The sequence below is a fragment of the Pseudomonas sp. BIOMIG1BAC genome (genome assembly GCF_001705995.2).
In the GTDB taxonomy this organism is placed as follows: Bacteria; Pseudomonadota; Gammaproteobacteria; order Pseudomonadales; family Pseudomonadaceae; genus Aquipseudomonas; species Aquipseudomonas sessilinigenes.
The window spans coordinates 345,001-371,353 of the sequence record NZ_CP049045.1 but is presented as its reverse complement, the minus strand read 5'-3'; the positions used below and the strand labels follow the sequence as shown (position 1 = coordinate 371,353).

Annotated in this window: 6 protein-coding genes, 3 rRNA genes and 1 pseudogene (1 of these 10 cut by a window edge); 3 read left to right on the top strand and 7 right to left on the bottom strand. The window is 59.4% G+C overall.

What is annotated here, in order from left to right; all coding sequences use genetic code 11:
• Positions 1-27 precede the first annotated feature (27 nt).
• Both ATY02_RS01690 and ATY02_RS01685 read left to right on the top strand, forming a co-directional pair.
• Entirely contained in the window at positions 28-17,190 is a 17,163-nt protein-coding gene (locus ATY02_RS01690) for a retention module-containing protein (RefSeq protein WP_164823615.1), read from the top strand.
• 160 nt (positions 17,191-17,350) lie between these two features.
• On the top strand, positions 17,351-17,689 hold the full coding sequence (locus ATY02_RS01685) for a tryptophan synthase subunit beta (RefSeq protein ID WP_068575493.1): 339 nt from the start codon (positions 17,351-17,353) through the stop codon (positions 17,687-17,689).
• A gap of 40 nt (positions 17,690-17,729) precedes the next feature.
• Here ATY02_RS01685 and lapD read toward each other — a convergent pair whose 3' ends face one another.
• Both lapD and lapG read right to left on the bottom strand, forming a co-directional pair.
• A complete protein-coding gene (gene lapD / locus ATY02_RS01680; protein ID WP_068575492.1) occupies positions 17,730-19,676 on the bottom strand; it encodes a cyclic di-GMP receptor LapD in 1,947 nt (648 codons plus the stop codon).
• 14 nt (positions 19,677-19,690) lie between these two features.
• Positions 19,691-20,383: a cysteine protease LapG gene (gene lapG, locus ATY02_RS01675; RefSeq protein ID WP_068575491.1), complete on the bottom strand. Its 693-nt coding sequence runs from the start codon at positions 20,381-20,383 to the stop codon at positions 19,691-19,693.
• Between the two features lie 286 nt (positions 20,384-20,669).
• On the opposite strand from lapG, the gene ATY02_RS01670 reads away from it, so the two are divergent.
• Positions 20,670-21,434 (top strand): thioesterase II family protein, encoded by a 765-nt coding sequence (locus ATY02_RS01670; RefSeq protein WP_068575490.1) that lies wholly within the window; start codon positions 20,670-20,672, stop codon positions 21,432-21,434.
• Positions 21,435-21,503: 69 nt separating this feature from the next.
• Here the strand turns inward: ATY02_RS01670 and ATY02_RS36470 are convergent, their stop codons facing one another.
• From ATY02_RS36470 to ATY02_RS01650, 5 genes and pseudogenes are all read right to left on the bottom strand, one after another.
• Complete coding sequence (locus ATY02_RS36470) at positions 21,504-22,289, bottom strand: methyl-accepting chemotaxis protein (protein ID WP_416220667.1); 786 nt, start codon at positions 22,287-22,289, stop codon at positions 21,504-21,506.
• A gap of 69 nt (positions 22,290-22,358) precedes the next feature.
• Positions 22,359-23,384 (bottom strand): annotated as a pseudogene (locus ATY02_RS36465) (cache domain-containing protein); the annotation flags it as partial.
• Between the two features lie 333 nt (positions 23,385-23,717).
• A 5S ribosomal RNA gene (gene rrf / locus ATY02_RS01660) occupies positions 23,718-23,833 on the bottom strand.
• Between the two features lie 111 nt (positions 23,834-23,944).
• Positions 23,945-24,060: ribosomal RNA gene (gene rrf / locus ATY02_RS01655) — 5S ribosomal RNA — on the bottom strand.
• A 136-nt stretch (positions 24,061-24,196) separates the two neighbouring features.
• A 23S ribosomal RNA gene (locus ATY02_RS01650) occupies positions 24,197-26,353 on the bottom strand (it continues 735 nt past the right edge of the window).

The window sequence follows — 26,353 nt, the reverse complement described above, 5'->3', positions numbered from 1 at the left end:
ACTGAGCGGTACACCGGAGAGTCCCCAATGAGCAGTGTTGTTGCCATCGTCAAAAGCATTGTCGGTCAAGTTTTCGTGGTATCCCCGGAAGGGATCCGACGCATACTCATCGAAGGCGATCGCCTGTTCGTGGGTGATCAGGTGGACACCGGCACGGCCGGGGCCGTCAGCCTGGAACTGACCGATGGACGCACACTCGACCTGGGCCGCGACACCCAATGGAGCGGTGCCGCACCCGACTCCGGTAGCGACCTGGCCCAAGCCGCTGCCCAGGCCGCGCCTTCGGTTGCCGAGCTGCAGCAAGCCATCGCTGCCGGCGTCGACCCGACCACCGACCTGGAAGCCACTGCCGCCGGCCCGACCGCAACAGGCCCTGGAGGCGCCGCGGGTGGCGGTCACAGCTTCGTCCAGCTGGAAGAAACCGCTGGCCGGGTCGACCCCACCATCGGCTTCCCAACTGCCGGCCTGGGGCGCGCCACTTCGGCCCTGGACAATACATTCGGCGGCCAGGACAACAATGGCCTGACCAACAACGGCAACGGCAGCGATAGCCTGCGGCCGTCCACCCTCACCCTGAGTGCGACCCCAAGCATTACCGAGGCAGGCGGCACGCTGGTGTACACCGCCACCCTGACCCAGGCGCCACTGACCGACCTGACCGTGACCCTGTCCAATGGCGCGGTAATCGTGATCAACGCCGGCCAGCTGACGGGCACCGTGCAGGTGCCCATGGCGCCGCAGGACAACGTCTATATCGATCCGGGCCAGATCAGCGTCAACGTAACCGGCACCACGGGCGGCAGCGGCCTGATCGTCACCGTCGACCCGAACCCGGCGGTGACCCAGATCACCGATACCATCGACACCACCACTGTCACCCTGACCGCCGATAGCAGCGTCAGCGAAGGCGGGCAGATCACCTACACCGCCACCCTGACCAACCCGGCACAGACACCGGTGACCATCACCTTGTCCAACGGTTCGGTGATCACCATCGAGGCGGGCAAGTCCAGCGGCTCGGTAGACGTAGCGGCACCAGCCAACGACGTCTACAAGAATGGCAGTACGGTAGAAGTCGGTATCACCAAGGCCGACGGCGGCAACTTCGAAAACCTGGTCGCCAACCCGGGCAAGGCGGTAACCACCGTTACCGATACCATCGACGATACCGGCTTGAGCCTGACCGCTACCGGTACCGTGGCCGAAGGCGGCACCATCGTTTATACCGCGACCCTGACCAACCCGGCGGGCACGCCCCTGACCGTGACCCTGTCCAACGGCGCGGTGATCACCATTGCCGCCGGTGCCAGCACCGGCAGCATCAGCGTACCGGCACCCGCCGATGACGTTTACAAGGATGCGGGCAAGGTCGAGGTGAGCATCACCAAGACCGAGGGTGGCAACTTCGAGAACCTGGTGCCGAACACCACGCCGGCCGTCACGGACGTCACCGATACCATCGACACCTCCACCATCAGCCTGACCGCGACCCCAAGCGTCGCCGAGGGCGGTACCGTGGTGTATACCGCATCGGTCACCGCCCCCGTCACCGGGTCGCCTGTCGTGGTGACCCTGTCCAACGGCCAGACCATCACCATTGCGGTCGGCGAGTCTTCCGGCTCGGTCAACTTCACCGCGCCTAACGATGCCCTGGCCGGCGGCAGCTCCCTGAGCACCACCATCACCAAGGCTGAAGGTGGCAACTACGAAAAACTCGAGGTCAATGGCAACCCTGCACAAACCACGGTTACCGATACCATCGATGATACTGGCCTGACCCTGTCCGCCACCGGCTCCGTGGCAGAAGGTGGCCAGATCAGCTACACCGCTACCCTGACCAACCCGGCCGGTACTCCCGTTACCGTGACCCTATCCAACGGTGCAGTCATCACCATCGAAGCGGGCAAAACCACCGGTACCGTGACCGTTCCGGCTCCAGCCGACGACGTCTATAAAGATGCCGGCAAGGTTGAAGTCACCATTACCAAGACCGAAGGCGGTAACTTCGAGAACCTGGTGACCAACCCAGCACCTGCCGTTACTGATGTGACTGACACCATCGACGACTCGACCGTGTCATTGAAGGCCACACCTTCGGCAGCCGAAGGTGGGCAGATCACTTACACCGTGACCGTCACCGCTCCAGTGACTGGCTCACCTGTGGTCGTCACCCTGGCCAATGGCGAGAAGATCACCATTCCAGTCGGCGAAACCACCGCCTCGATCAACGTCACTGCACCGAACGATGCGTTGGTCGGCCACAGCTCCGTCACCAACTCCATCACCGATGTGAGCGGCGGCAACTACGAGAACCTCGTAGCGGACAAAACTCCCGTCAACACCAATGTCACTGATACCGTCGACGATACCGGCCTGAGTCTCAGCGCTACTGGCACCGTAGCTGAAGGTGGCCAGATCACTTACACCGCGACACTGACTAATGCTGCGGGCACCCCGGTGACTGTGACTCTGTCCAACGGCGCCGTGATCACCATCGAAGCCGGTAAAACCACCGGTACCGTGACCGTTCCAGCTCCGGCTGACGACGTTTATAAAGATGCCGGCAAGGTTGAAGTCACCATAACCAAGACCGAAGGCGGCAACTTCGAAAACCTGGTGACCAACCCAGCACCTGCCGTTACTGATGTGACTGACACCATCGACGACTCGACTGTGTCGCTCAAAGCAACCCCATCGGCGGCTGAAGGCGGCCAGATCACCTACACCGTGACCGTCACCGCTCCAGTGACTGGCTCGCCGGTTGTAGTGACCTTGGCTAATGGCGAGAAGATCACGATCCCGGTTGGTGAAACCACCGCCTCGATCAACATCACCGCACCGAACGATGCGTTGGTCGGCCACAGCTCCGTCACCAACTCCATTACCGATGTGAGTGGCGGTAACTATGAGAACCTGGTGGCCGATAAGACTCCGGTCAATACCAACGTCACCGACACCGTTGATGACACTGGTTTGAGCCTGTCCGCTACGGGTACCGTAGCTGAAGGTGGCTCCATCGTTTACACCGCCACCCTGACCAACGCTGCTGGCACTCCAGTGACTGTGACCTTGAGTAATGGTGCAGTCATCACCATCGAGGCAGGCAAAACCTCCGGCACCGTTACGGTTCCTGCGCCTGCCGATGATGTGTACAAGGATGCCGGTAAGGTTGAAGCGACCATTACCAAGGCTGAAGGTGGCAACTTCGAGAACCTGGTGACCAACCCGGCACCAGCGGTCACCAACGTCACCGACACCATCGATGACTCGACTGTGTCGCTCAAAGCGACTCCATCTGCGGCCGAAGGCGGTCAGATCACCTATACCGTGACTGTCACCGCTCCAGTGACTGGCTCACCTGTGGTCGTCACCCTGGCTAATGGCGAGAAGATCACGATCCCGGTTGGTGAAACCACCGGTTCGATCAACGTCACCGCACCGAACGATGCCCTGGTTGGCCACAGCTCCGTCACCAACTCCATTACTGATGTGAGCGGTGGCAACTACGAGAACCTCGTAGCTGATAAGACACCAGTCAATACCAATGTGACCGATACCGTCGATGACACTGGCCTGAGCCTCTCCGCCACTGGAACTGTGGCAGAAGGCGGTTCCATTGTTTACACCGCCACCCTGACCAACGCTGCCGGCACCCCGGTCACCGTGACGCTGTCAAACGGCGCCGTAATCACCATCGAAGCCGGTAAAACCTCTGGCACCGTGACCGTTCCAGCTCCGGCTGACGATGTCTACAAAGATGCCGGCAAAGTCGAAGCGACCATCACCAAGGCTGAAGGCGGCAATTTCGAAAACCTGGTGACCAACCCAGCGCCTGCCGTTACTGATGTGACTGACACCATCGACGACTCCACCGTGTCGTTGAAAGCAACCCCTTCGGCAGCCGAAGGTGGGCAGATCACCTATACCGTGACTGTCACAGCCCCTGTGACTGGCTCGCCTGTGGTCGTCACCCTGGCCAACGGTGAAAAAATCACCATCCCAGTCGGTGAAACCACCGCCTCGATCAACGTTACTGCTCCAAACGATGCGTTGGTCGGCCACACTTCGGTGACCAACTCCATTACCGATGTGAGCGGTGGCAACTACGAGAACCTTGTAGCCGACAAGACACCAGTCAATACCAACGTCACCGACACCGTCGATGACACTGGCCTGAGCTTGAGTGCTACTGGAACTGTGGCTGAAGGTGGCTCCATTGTTTACACCGCCACCCTGACCAACGCCGCCGGTAGCCCGGTCACCGTGACTCTGTCCAACGGTGCTGTGATCACCATCGAAGCCGGTAAAACCTCCGGCACCGTCACCGTCCCAGCGCCAGCAGACGACGTCTACAAAGACGCCGGAAAGGTCGAAGCGACTATCACCAAGGCTGAAGGCGGCAATTTCGAAAACCTGGTGACCAACCCAGCGCCAGCGGTCACCAACGTCACTGACACCATCGACGACTCGACCGTGTCGCTCAAAGCGACCCCATCGGCCGCTGAAGGTGGACAGATCACCTACACCGTGACTGTCACTGCCCCAGTCACCGGCTCGCCTGTGGTCGTTACCCTGGCTAACGGTGAAAAAATCACCATTCCAGTTGGCGAAACCACTGCTTCGATCAACATCACTGCTCCAAACGATGCCCTGGTTGGTCACTCCTCCGTGACCAACTCCATCACTGATGTGAGCGGCGGCAATTACGAGAACCTCGTAGCTGATAAGACTCCGGTTAACACCAACGTCACCGACACTGTTGATGACACTGGCTTGAGCTTGTCCGCCACCGGCACCGTGGCTGAGGGTGGCCAGATCACCTACACCGCTACCCTGACCAACGCCGCCGGTAGCCCGGTCACCGTAACGCTGTCCAACGGTGCTGTAATCACCATCGAAGCAGGCAAAACCACCGGTACAGTCACTGTTCCTGCGCCTGCCGATGATGTGTACAAGGATGCCGGTAAGGTTGAAGCCACCATCACCAAGGCTGAAGGCGGCAACTTCGAAAACCTGGTGACCAATCCTGCACCAGCGGTCACTAACGTCACTGACACCATCGACGACTCGACCGTGTCGCTCAAAGCGACTCCATCGGCGGCTGAAGGCGGCCAGATCACCTATACCGTGACTGTCACTGCGCCCGTCACTGGCTCGCCGGTTGTAGTGACCCTGGCCAATGGCGAGAAGATCACGATCCCAGTCGGCGAAACCACTGCTTCGATCAACATCACTGCTCCAAACGATGCCCTGGTCGGCCACAGCTCCGTCACCAACTCCATTACCGATGTGAGCGGCGGCAACTACGAGAACCTCGTAGCGGACAAAACTCCCGTCAACACCAATGTCACCGACACCGTTGATGACACTGGCTTGAGCTTGTCCGCCACCGGCACCGTGGCTGAGGGTGGCCAGATCACCTACACCGCTACCCTGACCAACGCCGCCGGTAGCCCGGTCACCGTAACGCTGTCCAACGGTGCTGTAATCACCATCGAAGCAGGCAAAACCACCGGTACAGTCACTGTTCCTGCGCCTGCCGATGATGTGTACAAGGATGCCGGTAAGGTTGAAGCCACCATCACCAAGGCTGAAGGCGGCAACTTCGAAAACCTGGTGACCAATCCTGCACCAGCGGTCACTAACGTCACTGACACCATCGACGACTCGACCGTGTCGCTCAAAGCGACTCCATCGGCGGCTGAAGGCGGCCAGATCACCTATACCGTGACTGTCACTGCGCCCGTCACTGGCTCGCCGGTTGTAGTGACCCTGGCCAATGGCGAGAAGATCACGATCCCAGTCGGCGAAACCACTGCTTCGATCAACATCACTGCTCCAAACGATGCCCTGGTCGGCCACAGCTCCGTCACCAACTCCATTACCGATGTGAGCGGCGGCAACTACGAGAACCTCGTAGCGGACAAAACTCCCGTCAACACCAATGTCACCGACACCGTTGATGACACTGGCTTGAGCTTGTCCGCCACCGGCACCGTGGCTGAGGGTGGCCAGATCACCTACACCGCTACCCTGACCAACGCCGCCGGTAGCCCGGTCACCGTAACGCTGTCCAACGGTGCTGTAATCACCATCGAAGCCGGTAAAACCTCCGGCACCGTCACCGTCCCAGCGCCAGCAGACGACGTTTATAAAGACGCCGGCAAGGTTGAAGCCACCATCACCAAAGCTGAAGGCGGCAACTTCGAAAACCTGGTGACCAACCCTGCGCCTGCCGTTACTGATGTGACTGACACCATCGACGACTCGACTGTGTCGTTGAAGGCCACACCTTCGGCAGCCGAAGGCGGGCAGATCACTTACACCGTGACTGTCACTGCTCCAGTGACAGGCTCTCCAGTCGTGGTGACCTTGGCCAACGGTGAAAAAATCACCATCCCGGTCGGTGAAACCACCGCCTCGATCAACGTCACAGCTCCAAACGATGCCCTGGTTGGTCACTCCTCCGTGACCAACTCCATTACCGATGTAAGTGGCGGTAACTACGAGAACCTGGTCGCCGATAAGACCCCGGTTAATACCAACGTCACCGACACCGTCGATGACACCGGTCTGAGCTTGAGCGCTACTGGTGCGGTCGCCGAAGGTGGCCAGATCACCTACACCGCGACCTTGACCAACGCTGCGGGTACTCCGGTCACCGTGACTCTGTCCAACGGCGCGGTGATTACCATCGAAGCCGGTAAAACCTCCGGCACCGTCACCGTCCCAGCGCCAGCAGACGACGTTTATAAAGACGCCGGCAAGGTTGAAGCCACCATCACCAAAGCTGAAGGCGGCAACTTCGAAAACCTGGTGACCAACCCTGCGCCTGCCGTTACTGATGTGACTGACACCATCGACGACTCGACTGTGTCGTTGAAGGCCACACCTTCGGCAGCCGAAGGCGGGCAGATCACCTACACCGTGACCGTCACTGCTCCAGTGACTGGCTCGCCGGTTGTAGTGACCCTGGCTAATGGCGAGAAGATCACCATTCCAGTCGGCGAAACCACTGCTTCGATCAACATCACCGCACCGAACGATGCCCTGGTAGGCCACAGCTCCGTCACCAACTCCATTACCGATGTGAGTGGCGGTAACTACGAGAACCTCGTAGCTGATAAGACACCAGTCAACACCAATGTGACCGATACCGTCGACGATACCGGCCTGAGCCTCAGCGCTACTGGTACTGTGGCTGAAGGTGGTTCCATTGTTTATACCGCCACCCTGACCAACGCCGCCGGCACCCCGGTGACCGTGACTCTATCCAACGGTGCTGTGATCACCATCGAAGCGGGTAAGACTACCGGTACAGTCACTGTTCCTGCGCCTGCCGATGATGTGTACAAGGATGCCGGCAAGGTCGAAGCCACCATCACCAAGGCTGAAGGCGGCAACTTCGAAAACCTGGTGACCAATCCTGCACCAGCGGTCACTAACGTCACTGACACCATCGACGACTCGACCGTGTCGCTCAAAGCGACTCCATCGGCGGCTGAAGGCGGCCAGATCACCTATACCGTGACTGTCACTGCGCCCGTCACTGGCTCGCCGGTTGTAGTGACCCTGGCCAATGGCGAGAAGATCACGATCCCAGTCGGCGAAACCACTGCTTCGATCAACATCACTGCTCCAAACGATGCCCTGGTCGGCCACAGCTCCGTCACCAATTCGATCACTGATGTGAGCGGTGGCAATTACGAAAACCTCGTAGCCGATAAAACGCCGGTCAACACCAATGTCACCGACACCGTTGATGACACCGGCTTGAGCTTGTCCGCTACCGGCACCGTGGCTGAGGGTGGCCAAATCACCTACACCGCGACCTTGACCAACGCCGCTGGTACGCCAGTGACTGTGACCTTGAGTAATGGTGCAGTCATCACCATCGAAGCAGGCAAAACCACCGGTACCGTTACGGTTCCAGCGCCAGCAGACGACGTTTATAAAGACGCCGGCAAGGTCGAGGCGACCATCACCAAAGCCGAAGGTGGCAACTTCGAGAATCTGGTGACTAACCCGGCACCAGCTGTCACGAACGTCACCGACACCATCGATGATTCGACCGTTTCGCTCAAAGCGACTCCGTCGGCGGCGGAAGGTGGACAGATCACCTACACCGTGACCGTCACCGCTCCAGTGACAGGCTCTCCAGTCGTGGTGACCTTGGCTAACGGTGAAAAAATCACCATCCCGGTTGGCGAAACCACCGCCTCGATCAACATCACCGCACCGAACGATGCGTTGGTCGGCCACAGCTCCGTCACCAACTCGATCACTGATGTCAGTGGCGGTAACTATGAGAACCTGGTGGCCGATAAAACACCGGTTAACACCAACGTCACCGACACTGTTGATGACACTGGCCTGAGCCTGTCCGCCACGGGCACCGTGGCCGAAGGCGGTTCCATTGTTTACACCGCCACCCTGACCAACGCTGCCGGCACTCCGGTCACCGTAACGCTGTCCAACGGTGCTGTGATCACCATCGAAGCGGGTAAGACGACCGGTACAGTCACTGTTCCTGCGCCTGCCGATGATGTGTACAAGGATGCCGGTAAGGTTGAAGCGACCATCACCAAAGCCGAAGGTGGCAACTTCGAGAATCTGGTGACCAACCCGGCGCCAGCTGTCACGAACGTCACTGACACCATCGACGACTCGACTGTGTCGTTGAAGGCCACTCCTTCGGCAGCCGAAGGCGGCCAGATCACTTACACCGTGACCGTCACCGCTCCAGTGACTGGCTCGCCTGTGGTCGTCACCCTGGCTAACGGTGAAAAGATCACCATCCCGGTTGGTGAAACTACTGCTTCGATCAACATCACCGCACCGAACGATGCGTTGGTCGGCCACAGCTCCGTCACCAACTCGATCACTGATGTCAGTGGCGGTAACTATGAGAACCTGGTGGCCGATAAAACACCGGTTAACACCAACGTCACCGACACTGTTGATGACACTGGCCTGAGCCTGTCCGCCACGGGCACCGTGGCAGAAGGCGGTTCCATTGTTTACACCGCCACCCTGACCAACGCTGCCGGCACTCCGGTCACCGTAACGCTGTCCAACGGTGCTGTGATCACCATCGAAGCGGGTAAGACGACCGGTACAGTCACTGTTCCTGCGCCTGCCGATGATGTGTACAAAGATGCCGGCAAGGTCGAAGCCACCATTACCAAGGCCGAAGGCGGTAACTTCGAAAACCTGGTGACTAACCCAGCGCCTGCCGTTACTAACGTCACTGACACCATCGATGATTCGACTGTGTCATTGAAGGCCACACCTTCGGCAGCCGAAGGTGGGCAGATCACCTACACCGTGACTGTCACTGCCCCTGTGACAGGCTCTCCAGTCGTAGTGACCTTGGCCAACGGTGAAAAAATCACCATCCCGGTTGGTGAAACCACCGCTTCGATCAACATCACCGCACCAAACGATGCCCTGGTTGGCCACACTTCGGTGACCAACTCCATTACTGACGTGAGCGGTGGCAACTACGAGAACCTCGTAGCCGACAAGACTCCGGTTAACACCAACGTCACCGATACCGTTGACGATACCGGCCTGAGCCTCAGCGCTACTGGCACCGTAGCTGAAGGTGGCCAGATCACTTACACCGCGACACTGACTAATGCTGCGGGCACCCCGGTGACTGTGACTCTGTCCAACGGCGCCGTGATCACCATCGAAGCCGGTAAAACCTCCGGCACCGTCACCGTCCCAGCTCCTGCCGACGACGTCTACAAGGATGCCGGTAAAGTCGAAGCCACTATCACCAAGGCTGAAGGCGGCAACTTCGAAAACCTGGTGACTAACCCTGCGCCAGCGGTCACCAACGTCACTGACACCATCGACGACTCGACCGTGTCGCTCAAAGCGACCCCATCGGCCGCTGAAGGTGGACAGATCACCTACACCGTGACTGTCACTGCCCCAGTCACCGGCTCGCCTGTGGTCGTTACCCTGGCTAACGGTGAAAAAATCACCATTCCAGTTGGCGAAACCACTGCTTCGATCAACATCACTGCTCCAAATGATGCGTTGGTCGGCCACAGCTCCGTCACCAACTCGATCACTGATGCCAGTGGCGGTAACTACGAGAACCTCGTAGCCGACAAGACACCCGTCAATACCAATGTGACCGATACCGTCGATGACACCGGCTTGACCCTGTCCGCCACGAGCACCGTGGCAGAAGGCGGTTCCATTGTTTACACCGCTACCCTGACTAACGCTGCCGGCACCCCGGTCACCGTAACGCTGTCCAATGGCGCGGTGATCACCATCGAAGCCGGTAAAACCACTGGTACCGTCACCGTCCCAGCTCCGGCTGACGACGTTTATAAAGACGCCGGTAAGGTCGAAGCGACCATCACCAAGGCTGAAGGCGGTAACTTCGAGAACCTGGTGACTAACCCTGCGCCAGCGGTCACGAACGTCACCGATACCATCGACGACTCGACTGTGTCGTTGAAAGCGACTCCGTCGGCGGCCGAAGGCGGCCAGATCACCTACACCGTGACCGTCACCGCTCCAGTGACGGGTTCGCCGGTTGTAGTGACCCTGGCTAATGGCGAGAAGATCACCATTCCAGTCGGCGAAACCACTGCTTCGATCAACATCACTGCTCCAAATGATGCGTTGGTCGGCCACAACTCCGTCACCAACTCGATCACTGATGTCAGTGGCGGTAACTACGAGAACCTCGTAGCCGACAAGACACCCGTCAATACCAATGTGACCGATACCGTCGATGACACTGGCCTGAGCCTGTCCGCTACCGGGACTGTCGCCGAAGGCGGTTCCATTGTTTACACCGCCACCCTGACCAACGCTGCCGGCACTCCGGTCACCGTAACGCTGTCCAACGGCGCCGTGATCACCATCGAAGCCGGTAAAACCTCCGGCACCGTTACGGTTCCAGCGCCAGCAGACGACGTTTATAAAGATGCCGGCAAGGTTGAAGCCACCATTACCAAGGCTGAAGGCGGCAATTTCGAAAACCTGGTGACTAACCCAGCACCTGCCGTTACTGATGTGACTGACACCATCGACGACTCGACTGTGTCGTTGAAGGCCACACCTTCGGCGGCCGAAGGCGGTCAGATCACTTACACCGTGACCGTCACCGCCCCTGTGACAGGCTCTCCAGTCGTGGTGACTTTGGCCAACGGTGAAAAAATCACCATCCCGGTTGGTGAAACCACCGCCTCGATCAACGTTACTGCTCCAAACGATGCCTTGGTTGGTCACTCCTCCGTGACCAACTCCATCACTGATGTCAGTGGCGGTAACTATGAGAACCTGGTGGCCGACAAGACTCCGGTTAACACCAACGTCACCGATACCGTTGACGATACCGGCCTGAGCCTCAGCGCTACTGGTACCGTGGCTGAGGGTGGCCAGATCACCTACACCGCGACACTGACTAATGCTGCGGGCACCCCGGTGACTGTGACCTTGAGTAATGGTGCGGTCATCACCATCGAGGCTGGCAAAACTACCGGTACTGTGACCGTCCCTGCTCCGGCCGACGATGTCTACAAAGATGCCGGCAAGGTCGAAGCCACCATTACCAAGGCTGAAGGCGGTAACTTCGAGAACTTGGTGACTAACCCAGCGCCAGCCGTTACTAACGTCACTGATACCATCGACGACTCGACTGTGTCGTTGAAGGCCACTCCTTCGGCAGCCGAAGGCGGCCAGATCACTTACACCGTGACCGTCACCGCTCCAGTGACTGGCTCACCTGTGGTCGTCACCCTGGCCAATGGCGAGAAGATCACCATCCCAGTCGGCGAAACCACCGCCTCGATCAACATCACTGCTCCAAACGATGCCCTGGTTGGTCACTCCTCCGTGACCAACTCCATCACTGATGTGAGCGGCGGCAATTACGAGAACCTCGTAGCTGATAAGACACCAGTCAATACCAATGTCACCGACACCATCGACACCACCAACCTGTCGCTGACGGCCACACCGTCCGTGGCCGAAGGTGGCCAGATCACCTACACCGCCACCCTGAGCAACGCTGCCGGCACTCCCGTCACCGTGACTCTGAGCAACGGTGCCGTGATCACGATCGGTGCCGGCAAGACCACAGGTACCGTGACCGTCGCCGCCCCTGCGGACGATGTGTACAAGGATGCGGGCAAGGTCGAAGCCACCATCACCAAGGCTGAAGGTGGCAACTTCGAGAAGCTGGTACCGAGCACGACGCCAGCCGTGACCGATGTCACCGATACCATCGACGACTCGACTGTGTCGTTGAAGGCCACTCCATCGGCAGCTGAAGGCGGCCAGATCACCTACACCGCCACCGTCACCGCTCCAGTAACTGGCTCGCCGGTTGTAGTGACTCTGGCTAATGGCGAGAAGATCACGATCCCGGTCGGCGAAACCACCGCCTCGATCAACACCACCGCTCCAAACGACGTACTGGTTGGCCACTCCGCCGTAACCAACTCCATCACCAACGTCAGCGGCGGTAACTACGAAAACCTGGTCGCGGATAAAACACCGGTCAGCACCACCGTGACCGACACCATCGACACCACCAACCTGTCGCTGACAGCCACACCGTCCGTGGCCGAAGGTGGCCAGATCACCTACACCGCCACCCTGAGCAATGCTGCCGGTACTCCGGTGACCGTGACCCTGAGCAACGGCGCAGTGATCACTATCGGTGCCGGCAAGACCACCGGCACTGTCACCGTTCCGGCTCCGGCTGACGACGTCTATAAAGATGCCGGCAAGGTCGAAGCGACCATCACCAAAGCCGAAGGCGGCAACTTCGAGAAGCTGGTCCCAAGCACCACGCCAGCCGTGACCGATGTCACCGATACCATCGATACTTCCACCGTGACCCTCAAGGCCACGTCTTCGGCAGCCGAAGGCGGAACCATCACCTACACCGCCACCGTGACCGCGCCGGTCACCGGTTCGCCGGTGACCGTCACCCTGGCCAATGGCGAGAAGATCACCATCCCGGTTGGCGAAAGCACTGGCTCGGTGAGTATCACTGCCCCGAACGATGCCCTGATCGGCCATAGCTCCGTGACCAACTCGATCACCGACGTCAGCGGCGGCAACTACGAGAAACTCGTAGGGGACAAGACTCCGGTCAACACCGCCGTGACCGATACCGTCGACACCACGACCCTCAGCCTCAGCGCTACCGGCACCGTGGCCGAGGGCGGCTCGATCGTCTACACCGCCACCTTGAGCAACGCCGCCGGCACGCCGGTGACCGTGACCCTGAACAACGGCGCCGTCATCACCATCGCCGCGGGCAAGACCACCGGCACCGTGACCGTCGCCGCGCCAGCCGATGACGTGTACATCGACGCCGGCAAGGTCAACGCCAGCATCAGCGGCGCTACCGGTGGCAACTTCGAGAAGCTGGTCACCGATACCACTCCGGCCGTGACCAACGTCACCGATACCATCGACACCACCTCGGTCAGCATCACCGGCAGCACTTCGGTCGTCGAGGGCCAGACGGCCACCTACACCGTGAGCCTGACGCACCCGGCGCAGACCGAAGTCACCCTGAAGATCAGCTACAGCGGTACGGCCACAGACGGTTCGGACTTCACGGGCGTCTACACCGTGAAGATCCCGGCCGGCGCCAGCAGTGCCACCTTCAACGTGGCGACCATCGACGACAAGATCACCGAAAGCACGGAAAACTTCGTGGTCAAGATCGACTCGGCCAGCGGTGGCAACTTCGAGAAACTGGTGGTCAGCGACACCAATGGCAGTGTGAACACCTCGATCATCGACAACGACGCACCGCCGGTCATCGACCTGGATGCCAACAACTCCAGCGGCGCCACCGGTGCCGACTACAAGGTCACCTTCACCGAGGGTACCGCCGGTCCTGGCGTGTCGATTGCCGATACCGACCTGAGCATCACCGACCCGGACAGCACCATGCTCACCGGCGCCACTATCGTGCTGACCAACCGTCAGCCTGGCGACTCGCTGAACCTGGGCAATAGCGTCAACGGCATCAGCATCAACGCCAACAGCAAGGATGGTTCGATCACGCTGACCCTGTCGGGCAAGGCGACCCTGGCCGACTACATGCAGCAGATCAAGAACATCACCTTCACCAACAACAGTGAAGACCCGAGCACCACGCCACGGGTCATCACCGTGACCGTGACCGACGGCGACCACTACTCCAACGTCGCCACCACCACCGTCAACGTGGTGGCGGTCAACGATGCCCCTGTGGCCACCGGCGGTGCCGTGACCGGTACCGAGGACACGCCTCTGGCCCTGAGCTGGAGCAACTTCGGCGTCAGCGACGTCGACAGCCCGGCATCGAGCCTGGGGGTGAAGATCACCCAGCTGCCTGGCGAGGGCAAGTTGCAGTACCTGGACGGTGCGACCTGGAAGGATGTGGCCAACAACCAGACCTTCAGCAAAGCCGATATCGACGCTGGCAAGCTGCGCTTCATGCCTGACGCCAACGCTTCCGGTATCGATGGCTACGGCGGCACCGGCGTGGGTAACAAGCAGGCGGACTACGCGCAGATCAAGTTCCAGCCAACCGATGGCCAGGCCCTGGGCAACACCGGCACGGTCAAGGTCGACATCGCACCAGTGGCGGATGCGCCGAGCCTGGGTGTGGATAACAACAATGTGAACTCCATCGGTCTGCTCAAAGAGACCTGGAGCAGCCTCAACGGCCTGGGAACCAACGGCAACGGAATTACCGGCGACGCGCTCAAGGCGGTGTTCGACAACTCCGGCAAACCGACCAGCAGCACGACGGTGACCAATGCCCAGTCCGATGCCAACGTCACAGGCGGCAGCGGTTCGAAAACGTCCGGCCTGATCTACCTGGAGGCCGGCAAGACCTACAGCTTCAGCGGTACCGGCGACGACAGCCTGCTGATCACCATTGGCGGCAAGAACGTGGCGACCGCTGTCTGGGGCTCGGGTGGCGGTATCAGCGGCTCGTTCACCCCGACCACCAGCGGCTACTACACCCTGGACATCTACCATGCCAACCAGAGCGGCCCGGGGAGCTATGACGTCAACCTGTCGGTCAATGGCGGTGCACCAGTCGACCTGAGCAACACCAATATCCCGATGTACCCTAACGAAACCGCGCTGAACAATGCCGGCGTCACCCTTTCCGAGCTGCACGGCAGCAACGGCGAGGGCTACTACGATGGCTACAAGCTCAATGAAGGCGCCGAAGGTGGCACCGTCAAGCTGGTGAAGATCAGCACCGCACTGACCGATACCGACGGCTCGGAAACCCTGAGCGTGAAGATCGGCGGCATCCCGGCCGGCTCGGTACTCAGCGATGGCGCCGGACACACCTTCACCGCCACGGCAACCAACGGCGAGGCCAACGTCACCGGCTGGAACCTGGGCAGCCTGACGGTCACTCCGCCGCCTTACTACAACGGCACGTTCAACCTCAACGTGACCTCGACCTCCACCGAGTCCCTGGGCGGTTCTGCCAGCACTTCGGCGCAGATCCCGGTCAAGGTCTACCCGGCCGTCTACAACACCGTAGTCGGCACCTCCGGCGACGATACCGTCAACGGTACCGACGGCAACGATATCGTGGTCGCCGACATCGGCGGCCTGACCGTGGTCCCGGGCACCAACTACAACATCGCCTTCATGGTGGACACCTCGGGCAGCATGAGCAGCTCGTCCATCAACGCGGCCAAGGATTCCCTGACCTCGGTGTTCAACACCCTGAAGAACAGCATTGGCGGCGCCGGTTCGGGCACGGTGAACATCTTCCTCGCGGACTTCAGCTCTCAGGTCAACAAGGCAGTATCGGTGAACCTCAACGACCCGAACGCCCTGAACCAGCTCAAGGCCGTACTGGACTCGATGAGGTCCGACGGCGGTACCAACTATGAAGACGTGTTCAAGACCACGGCCAACTTCTTCCAGAGCAACCAGGCCACCAGCAACACCAATGCCAAGAACCTGACGTACTTCATCACCGACGGTAAGCCGACCTTCTACCAGGCTGGCGAGCAGACCAACCCGACGCTCTACAGTGGCGGTCCGAGGCTCGATGACTTGATCAACGTCAATAACTACAAGCTGGGCGACACGATCAATACCACCTACCTGGACAACACCCACGCCTACAGCGTGAGCAGCAACGGTACGCTGACCCTGCAGACCTACAACAGTTGGAGCGGCTACTGGAACGCCTCGACCCTGGGCACCCTGCACGCCCAGGGCGACGGCACCTACGAGTTGTCGTACCGTGCCGGTTCAGGTGGCAGCACCGACTGGAACACCACCAACAACTCCAATTCCGGCTTCGCGTTGTTGAGCAAGCTGTCGGAAGTGGAGGCCATCGGCCTGAACAACGGGGTCAGCCTCAATGACCTCAAGCCATACGACACCGATGGCAAGCCGCAGACCAACATCGATCCGAAGGACCTGGCCAACTCGATCATCGGCCATACCGAGGCCACCATGCCGGGGTCGGACACCATCAACGGCGGCAATGGCAACGACATCCTGTTCGGCGACCTGGTGAGCTTCAATGGCGTGGCCGGCGAGGGTTACCAGGCCATGCAGGCCTATGTGGCCAAGCAGACCGGCGTCGATGTCAGCAAGGTCAGCGCCAGCAACGTGCACCAGTACATCACCGAGCACTACACCGAGTTCGATGTGTCTGGCAGCCACGATGGCAACGACACGCTGCTGGGTGGTGCCGGCAATGACATTCTCTTCGGCCAGGGCGGCAACGATCTCCTGGACGGCGGCAAGGGCAATGACATCCTGCTGGGCGGTACCGGTAACGACACCTTGATCGGTGGCCAGGGCAACGACATCCTGATCGGTGGTTCGGGAGCCGATACCTTCGTCTGGAAGGCCGGCGATATCGGTAACGACGTGATCAAGGACTTCAAGGCCAGCGAAGGGGACCGTATCGACCTGCGGGACCTGCTGCAGGGCGAAAGCGCCAGTACCATCGACAACTTCCTCAAGATCACCACCGTGGACGGGGTCTCGACCCTGCAGGTCAGCTCCGAAGGCAAGCTCAATGCCGCCGGCGGCCTGGCCAATGCCGACGTGACGATCAAGCTGGAAGGCAACAACTGGTCCAATACCAGCATCAATTCGTTGATTGCCGGTAGCGACCCGACCATCAAGATCGATCACAACAACAGCTGATCGGCGCCCGGCAGCCACCCCTTGCGGGAGGCTGCCGGGTTTCGCTGCACAGCACGCGTCGTGACGATTGCCTCGGCACACCGCATACTCGCGCCATGGGAGCCACGCCGGCCTGTGCTGTCGACGGCCGACGCTGAAAAAAATGCCTGAGGGATATGCCATGTTCTACGTGCAACGCGATGCACAGGGCCAACTGGTTCGCGTGGAGGCTGCGGCGTTTGCCGAAGCCACCGAGACGCTGCCCGCCGATCACCATGAGATCCAGACCTGGTACGCCAACGAGGCAGTGGAAATCAGCCTCAAGCAGCTCAAGCACAGTGACCTGGAAATGGTTCGGGTGCTGGACGACCTGATTCAGGTCCTGACCAGCAAGGGCGTGATCCGCATTACCGATCTGCCGGAGGCGGCCCAGGCCAAGCTGCTGGACCGTAGTAACGCCCGTGAGACATTGGGCGGCTTGAGCCGGTTGATCAATGACGATGAAACCGGACTGATCTGACCTCCCATGGCCGGTATGCCGGCCATGGGGCGATCAGTTTTCAACGCCAGGGAGCGGGTTCGCCGAACAGCTGCCCCTGTACCCCGAACAATCCCATCTCACGAATCACCTGCAACTCGCCCTGGGTCTCGACCCGCTCGGCGATCAGTGGCAGGTCGATGCTGTGGGCGGCGCGCTGGATGGCTTCGATAAACAGGCGCTTGTCACTTTCCTGGTCGATGGCACGGATGTAACTGCCGTCGATCTTCAGATAGGCCAGGCCAAGGCGCGCCAGGTTGCCGATCATGCTGAAGCGACCACCGAAGCGCTGCAGGCTGAGGGAGAAGCCCAAGCTGCGCAACTGGCGGGTCAGCTGTTCCAGGCGCGCCTGGTCCGGCAGTTGTTCTTCACCGATCTCCAGGGTCAGGCGCGATCCAAGGTCCGAATGCTGGCGCAACAGCTCGAACACCCGGTTCATGGTCTGCGGGTCACCCAGGGTTGCGGCCGACAGGTTCAACGCCAGCGACTCGGAGTGTCCAGCCAAGTGCCCAAGCACCTGTTCGAGCATCAGCAGGTCCAGGCGCGAGGTCCAGCCAAAGCGCTCCAGCCAGGGTAGGAAGCGCCCTGCAGGAATGGTCTGCCCCTGCTCATCCAACAGCCGCGACAGCACCTTGTTGTGCAGCACCACCGACGTATCCTGCGCCGCCACTACAGGCTGGAAATACAGCTGGAAGCGTCGTTGCGACAGGGCCTGGTCCAGCAACCGGTGCCAGGCGTGGTGGTCGTCCCCCACCTGGGCACTGGCGTGCTGGTCCAGGCAGGCCCAGCTGGCATCCCCCTGGGCTTCGGCCTGGGCCAGGGCCTGGTCACCCAGGCTGAGCACGGCTTGTGGCGAGTCGCCATGGGCAAAGGCCGCCAAGCCGATCGATGCGACCGAAGCCACATCGGTGGCCCCGGTGGCGTGCAGGTTGCCCAGGGCACTGTCCAGGTTCTGGGCCAGCTGGATGGCTTCCTCACGCACCAGCCCGGGAGCCAGGACTGCGAACTCGCCACCACGGACCCGGGTCACCAGGTTATGGGTCTCGGGATACTTGTCGCATTCACGCAGCAGCTGCTCGCCCACTGCCTGTAACAGCTGGTCGGTACGCTGGCCACCAAGACGCTGGTTCAGGCCTGCCAGGTCCTTGACCCGCAATAGCAGCAGGTAGCCGGAGCTGGCCTGCTCCGGATTGCTGACCCGCGCGTTGAGCTGCATCTCGAAATACCGCCGGTTGGCCAACCCGGTCAGGCTGTCCTGGTAGGACTCGGCACGCAGCTTTTCGCTGCGCTCGGCCTGCTCCTGGAACAGTGCCTTGAGCTTCTCCACCATCTGGTTCATGGCCTGCACGACCCGGCGTAATTCGGGAGTACGTGGCAATTCGGGCAGGCTGAGGAACTCGCGGCGCGCGATGGCATGGGACTGCTTGACCATGTAGTCCAGCGGCTTGAGCTGGCGGCGCAGCAACAGCGCGCCGAGCACCGCACTCACCGCGCCACAGATCAGCAGCCAGCCCAGGCTGCCCAGGGCGCTCTGCCAGAGCTTGGCCACGGCGAACATCGGATGACTGATGACCTCGACCCGCGCCGCCTGCTCCCAGCCACGGCTGACAAGGGCGTCGCCGCCAGCTGGCTCCAGGCCGATGAGGTTGACGAACCACTGCGGCACGTTGCTCACCTCAGGGACCCCACTACGCTCGACGATGGTCTTGTCGGTGGCCAGGTCGACCACACGAATGCTGGCGTAGTAGCCGCTGTCGAAGATCGAGCTGACCATCAGCTCGACCATCGCCGGGTCATCGATGCTCGGGGTCAGCGACAAGGCCAATGCGGTGGCGGCGTCCTGGGCATGGGAGCGCAGTTGATTGACGTACTGGGTACGCGAACTTTCCAGGCTGACCATGAAGCTGCCGCTGAAGGCCACGACCAGGAACACGCAGATTGCGATCAGCAGTTGTTTGAACAAAGACATCTGAGCTCGTGCTCCTAGTTAGTCGTTTCGACCGGAAATCCTTCGGCCTGCATTTTTTTCAACACATCCTGCCAGCGGGACAGGCGCTTGGTATCACTGACGCGTTTGTTGCCCTTGGCGCCTGGAAGCCAGAGCCCTTCGGCATTGAAGGAGTAGACCGGCAACAGGTCGGTACGCTCGCTGGCTGGACGAATCGCGTCTTCCAGGCTGTCGAGCACCAGGGGCATGGCATCCGGGGTGGAATAGTAGGTCAGGACCATGTGTGCACGATTCTGGCGCAACGCCTTGACGTAGGTAATGCGCAATTTGTCGCTGGAAACACCGAGGTGGCGGAGGCTGAAATACTTGGCGATGGCGTAGTCCTCGCAATCGCCCGCGCCCTTCCACAGGGCTTCGATCGGCGTTTCCCAGTAATCCACCTGGTGCCATAGGTCGATGTCTTCTACGTAGCGCATGTTCTTGTTGAAGAACAGGTTGACCACCTTGAGCTGCTCACGCTCCTGAACCTGCTTCTGGGTGGCCAGGAGACGCTGCCAGGCATCGATACGTTGCTGGCCTTCGCCCAGGGGGCCGTAAAGCGCGGTGGCTCGTCGGCTGATCAGGGAGAAGTCCCAATCGGCCTGCAAGGTGCCCAGCAGCACACCGGCCAGCAGCAGTGCCGCGCCAAGCCAGCGCAAGGTCCGAAAGAGAGCTAAACGTACCGCCAATGGGATGAGTCCATGGGAGCTGTCGTAAATCGGCTGATGGTGAAGGCTGGCCCGACAAAAAACAATGGCACCTTACAATCACTGCCCGGCAAAATGACGGCCTGCACCGAACGCTCAGAGCATAGTTCCAAGCACCAGGCGTCGTGAAAATCTGTTCCTGGGCTGCGTGCATTCATCGCCTGCAACCAGTATTTTGAATACCCCTGGCAGATTGGGACCTTGTGGACCAACCTGCCGTGCCAACGCCGGGAGAGGATCTGCCGGCCCCCTTGCTTAAGGAAGAGCTGTGTACACCGATAACCAACATTGGACGCTGGTCGTCAATTCCGGGCAAGCCACGGGGATCCGCCTGATCTGCTTTCCACACTCAGGAGCGGCGGCAGAGCCACTGCGAATATGGTCCACCGGCCTTGCCGACCATATCGAGTTGGTGGTGATCAACCTGCCGGGACATGGCCCACGCCGCACCGAGCCCCCCTGCGATGACTGGCAGTACCTGATGGAGTCGATATCCACGGCCCTCGGATCGTGGCTGGCAGAACCCCACGCACTGTTCGGCCATGGCCTGGGAGCTTCTCTGGCGTACGAGACCGCCAAGTATGCCCAGGAACGATTCCCCCAGCAGACACGCCATCTATTCGTCTCTGGCTGCCGCAGCCCTGATACTCCACCACCCCACCCTCTGCTGCATACCTTGCCTCCCGAGACTTTCCGGGAGGCGGTCCTGACGCTGGGCGCCAGTTCCCAGGAGATGCCTCGCGGGAAACATGAGTTGCTGGAATACGAGCGCTTGCTACGCAGCGACCTGAAGCTTTTCGAGACCTGGCACGACACGGCCAGCGGCTCTCTCAAGATGCCCCTGACAGCCTTCTACGGCAGCGAGGACCCCTTGGCGACCGCCAGCCATATGCTCGCGTGGCGTGCCTTCACCAGCAGGGAGTTCGAGTTGATCGAGATTGCCGGCAGCCATTTTTTCATCAAGTCCCAACGCCAACGTTTGCTGCAAGTGATCAACACTCACCTGGGGCTGCTGGGAGAGCATCTGGCCTGATGCCCGGGCATGAAAAAGCCCGCCCTGCCATCAGGCAGGAGCGGGCTTTTGAGGTGACTCTGGATCGCCTCAGATCTTGAAGCTGTCGACCAACTGCTTCAAGCGACTGGCCTGCTGGGACAGCGCATCGCAGTCCTTCAGGGTTTCGTTGAGGTTGGCAACACCCTGCTGGTTCAGCAGGTTGATCTGGTTGATGTCGATGTTGAGGGCTTCCACCACCGCAGTCTGCTCCTCGGTTGCAGCAGCCACCGACTGGTTCATCCCATCGATCTCGCCAATGCGCTGGGTCACGCTGATCAGGCGAGCACCGGCCTGGTTGGCCACTTCGACGCTCTCTTCGCTGGACGCCTGGCTGGCGTTCATGGTCGACACCGCTTCGCGGGAGCCGATCTGCAGCGAGGTGATCATCTTGTGGATCTCTTCCGCCGACTCCTGGGTACGGTGGGCCAGGTTGCGCACCTCATCGGCCACCACGGCGAAACCACGACCTGCTTCACCAGCACGGGCCGCCTCGATGGCAGCGTTGAGCGCCAGGAGGTTGGTCTGCTGGGAGATGCCCTTGATCACATCGAGGATGTGCCCGATGTTGTCGGTGCTGGCATTCAGGGTCTCGATCTGGGTGCAGGAGAGGCTGATCTTCTGCGACAGCTCGGTCATCGCCTGGATGGTCTGCTCGACCACCTGGCGCCCATCGTCGGCCTGATCGCTGGCGCCACTGGCGTGCTCGGAGGCGTCGGCAGCGTTACGGGCGATTTCCTGGGTGGCGGCACCCAGTTCGTTGATTGCCGCCGCTACGCTGTTGGTACGGGCGCTCTGCTCGTCGGAGCCGATGATCGAGGCGTTGGACGAGGTCATCACGCGCTGGGACAGATCGTGGACTTGGCGAGTGGCCGAGGATACTTCGGAAATCGAGGCGTGGATGCGCTCCACGAATTGGTTGAACGAGCTACCCAGTTCGCCGAACTCGTCCTTGCTCGCCACCACCAGACGGCGGGTCAGGTCGCCCTCGCCCTGGGCAATATCCTGCATCGCACGGCCCATGGTTACCAACGGACGCATCAGGACCTGGATCAACAAGGTCAGCAGTACGGCAATCACGGCTACGGCGATGAACATCGCGATCAGTGCCGAGGTACGGAACTGGCTCAGCGGGGCATAGGCCTTGTCCTTGTCGATGGACAGGCCGATGTACCACTCGGCGTTCGGCAGGCCGGTTACCGGGGTAAAGGAGAGGATACGTTCCTGCTTGTTCAGGACCACTTCCTGGTTGCCGTTCTCGATCCGCACATTGGCGCCAGGGTAGATATCCTTGAGGTTCTTCATCACCTGGTCTTTGTCCGGGCTGACGATCACCTGGCCATCGGCGCTGACCAGGAAAGCGTGGCCGAGGCCGCCAAAATCCACCGAGTTGATGATTTTCACCAGGGTTTCCAGGCTCAGGTCGCCACCCACCACGCCCAGTAGCTCGCCCTGCTTCTTCACCGGCATGGCGATAGTCACTACCAGGCCACCGACAGCCGCCATGTAGGGCGGAGTCAGCATGGTCTTATCGGCAGCTACGGCCTGCTTGTACCAAGGACGCTGGCGAGGGTCGTAGCCATCGGGCATCTTCGCGTCAGGGCGCTGGGTGAAGATACCGTTGGCTTGGCCAACGTAGGTGAACTGGAAGTTCGAGGTGAATGCCGGTTGGTCGACCAGGCCTGGGAAGTCGGCGTTCTGCCCCTGGTGAGCAACGTTCTGCGCCAGGTTCTCGAGCACCAGGATACGCCCGCTCATCCAGTTCTGGACGCTACTGGATGTGAGTTCGCCAGCCTGTTTGATGGAGGATTCAAGGTTCTGTCGGATGGTGTTTCGCTGCAGGTAGTCGTTGTACAAAGTGAACAACGCAAAAGCCAGAACCACTACGCCGGAGGCGGCCAAAAGGATTTTATGGCTGAACTTGAGATTCATTTCATGGGACTTCTTATGCCGAAAGTGGGGATGCGTCCGGAATGCAACATTCCATTTAACAACGCAGGCGACATTCTCTGATCGCTCTGCTCTGGTGCACGCATTTCTCATCACTCTGTCGGCAAGAACTCCCGAACCCTTAGAGATTTATCTGAATTACTCAGCGGAATCGCCAAAATCCCGCTGAACGGCATTCCAGAGCAGTTGCGAGGTATTTTTCAGGAGCAGGCAGTGGCCGCTAAGCGGCTTTGAGGGCGCATGGCTCGATGGGTGATTTTTCCAGCACAAAAACAAAACCCCAATTGCTTTCGCAATTGGGGTTTCGGAATTCAATCTTGACGATGACCTACTCTCACATGGGGAAACCCCACACTACCATCGGCGATGCATCGTTTCACTGCTGAGTTCGGGATGGGATCAGGTGGTTCCAATGCTCTATGGTCGTCAAGAAATTCTGTGGCCGATCCGTTGGAGCTTGAGTCAAACGTGCCAGCAAAATCAGTGCTTCTACAAATAGACAAAACCCCAACTGCTTTCGCAATTGGGGTTTCGGAATTTAATCTTGACGATGACCTACTCTCACATGGGGAAACCCCACACTACCATCGGCGATGCATCGTTTCACTGCTGAGTTCGGGATGGGATCAGGTGGTTCCAATGCTCTATGGTCGTCAAGAAATTCTGTAGCTGAGCCGTTGTTTGGGCAACGTTCCAGCGAATGGGTATGTAATAGGTTTGTGTGCTGCAAACTTTCGGTTCGTGCGTCTTCACACACCGCAACTCGCTTCTTAAGCAAATTGCTTGGGTGTTATATGGTCAAGCCTCACGGGCAATTAGTATTGGTTAGCTCAACGCCTCACAGCGCTTACACACCCAACCTATCAACGTCGTAGTCTTCGACGGCCCTTTAGGGGATTCAAGATCCCAGTGAGATCTCATCTTGAGGCAAGTTTCCCGCTTAGATGCTTTCAGCGGTTATCTTTTCCGAACATAGCTACCCGGCAATGCCACTGGCGTGACAACCGGAACACCAGAGGTTCGTCCACTCCGGTCCTCTCGTACTAGGAGCAGCCCCTCTCAAATCTCAAACGTCCACGGCAGATAGGGACCGAACTGTCTCACGACGTTCTAAACCCAGCTCGCGTACCACTTTAAATGGCGAACAGCCATACCCTTGGGACCGGCTTCAGCCCCAGGATGTGATGAGCCGACATCGAGGTGCCAAACACCGCCGTCGATATGAACTCTTGGGCGGTATCAGCCTGTTATCCCCGGAGTACCTTTTATCCGTTGAGCGATGGCCCTTCCATACAGAACCACCGGATCACTAAGACCTACTTTCGTACCTGCTCGACGTGTTTGTCTCGCAGTCAAGCGCGCTTTTGCCTTTATACTCTGCGACCGATTTCCGACCGGTCTGAGCGCACCTTCGTACTCCTCCGTTACTCTTTAGGAGGAGACCGCCCCAGTCAAACTACCCACCATACACTGTCCTCGATCCGGATAACGGACCTGAGTTAGAACCTCAAAGTTGCCAGGGTGGTATTTCAAGGATGGCTCCACGCAGACTGGCGTCCACGCTTCAAAGCCTCCCACCTATCCTACACAAGCAAATTCAAAGTCCAGTGCAAAGCTATAGTAAAGGTTCACGGGGTCTTTCCGTCTAGCCGCGGATACACTGCATCTTCACAGCGATTTCAATTTCACTGAGTCTCGGGTGGAGACAGCGCCGCCATCGTTACGCCATTCGTGCAGGTCGGAACTTACCCGACAAGGAATTTCGCTACCTTAGGACCGTTATAGTTACGGCCGCCGTTTACCGGGGCTTCGATCAAGAGCTTCGCTTGCGCTAACCCCATCAATTAACCTTCCGGCACCGGGCAGGCGTCACACCCTATACGTCCACTTTCGTGTTTGCAGAGTGCTGTGTTTTTAATAAACAGTCGCAGCGGCCTGGTATCTTCGACCGGCATGGGCTTACGGAGCAAGTCCTTCACCCTCACCGGCGCACCTTCTCCCGAAGTTACGGTGCCATTTTGCCTAGTTCCTTCACCCGAGTTCTCTCAAGCGCCTTGGTATTCTCTACCCAACCACCTGTGTCGGTTTGGGGTACGGTTCCTAGTTATCTGAAGCTTAGAAGCTTTTCTTGGAAGCATGGCATCAACCACTTCGTCACCTAAAAGGTAACTCGTCATCAGCTCTCGGCCTTAAGATCCCGGATTTACCTAAGATCTCAGCCTACCACCTTAAACTTGGACAACCAACGCCAAGCTGGCCTAGCCTTCTCCGTCCCTCCATCGCAATAACTAGAAGTACAGGAATATTAACCTGTTTTCCATCGACTACGCTTTTCAGCCTCGCCTTAGGGACCGACTAACCCTGCGTCGATTAACGTTGCGCAGGAAACCTTGGTCTTTCGGCGTGCGAGTTTTTCACTCGCATTGTCGTTACTCATGTCAGCATTCGCACTTCTGATACCTCCAGCAAGCTTCTCAACTCACCTTCACAGGCTTACAGAACGCTCCTCTACCGCATCACTTACGTGATACCCGTAGCTTCGGTGTATGGTTTGAGCCCCGTTACATCTTCCGCGCAGGCCGACTCGACTAGTGAGCTATTACGCTTTCTTTAAAGGGTGGCTGCTTCTAAGCCAACCTCCTAGCTGTCTAAGCCTTCCCACATCGTTTCCCACTTAACCATAACTTTGGGACCTTAGCTGACGGTCTGGGTTGTTTCCCTTTTCACGACGGACGTTAGCACCCGCCGTGTGTCTCCCATGCTCGGCACTTGTAGGTATTCGGAGTTTGCATCGGTTTGGTAAGTCGGGATGACCCCCTAGCCGAAACAGTGCTCTACCCCCTACAGTGATACATGAGGCGCTACCTAAATAGCTTTCGAGGAGAACCAGCTATCTCCGAGCTTGATTAGCCTTTCACTCCGATCCACAGGTCATCCGCTAACTTTTCAAC

Bases quoted from the DNA above. Each gene is read 5' to 3' on its own strand.
- lapD (WP_068575492.1), bottom strand. From the start codon at position 19,676: ATGTCTTTGTTCAAACAACTGCTGATCGCAATCTGCGTGTTCCTGGTC.
- ATY02_RS01690 (WP_164823615.1), top strand. From the start codon at position 28: ATGAGCAGTGTTGTTGCCATCGTCAAAAGCATTGTCGGTCAAGTTTTC.
- ATY02_RS01685 (WP_068575493.1), top strand. From the start codon at position 17,351: ATGTTCTACGTGCAACGCGATGCACAGGGCCAACTGGTTCGCGTGGAG.
- ATY02_RS36470 (WP_416220667.1), bottom strand. From the start codon at position 22,289: ATGACCTCGTCCAACGCCTCGATCATCGGCTCCGACGAGCAGAGCGCC.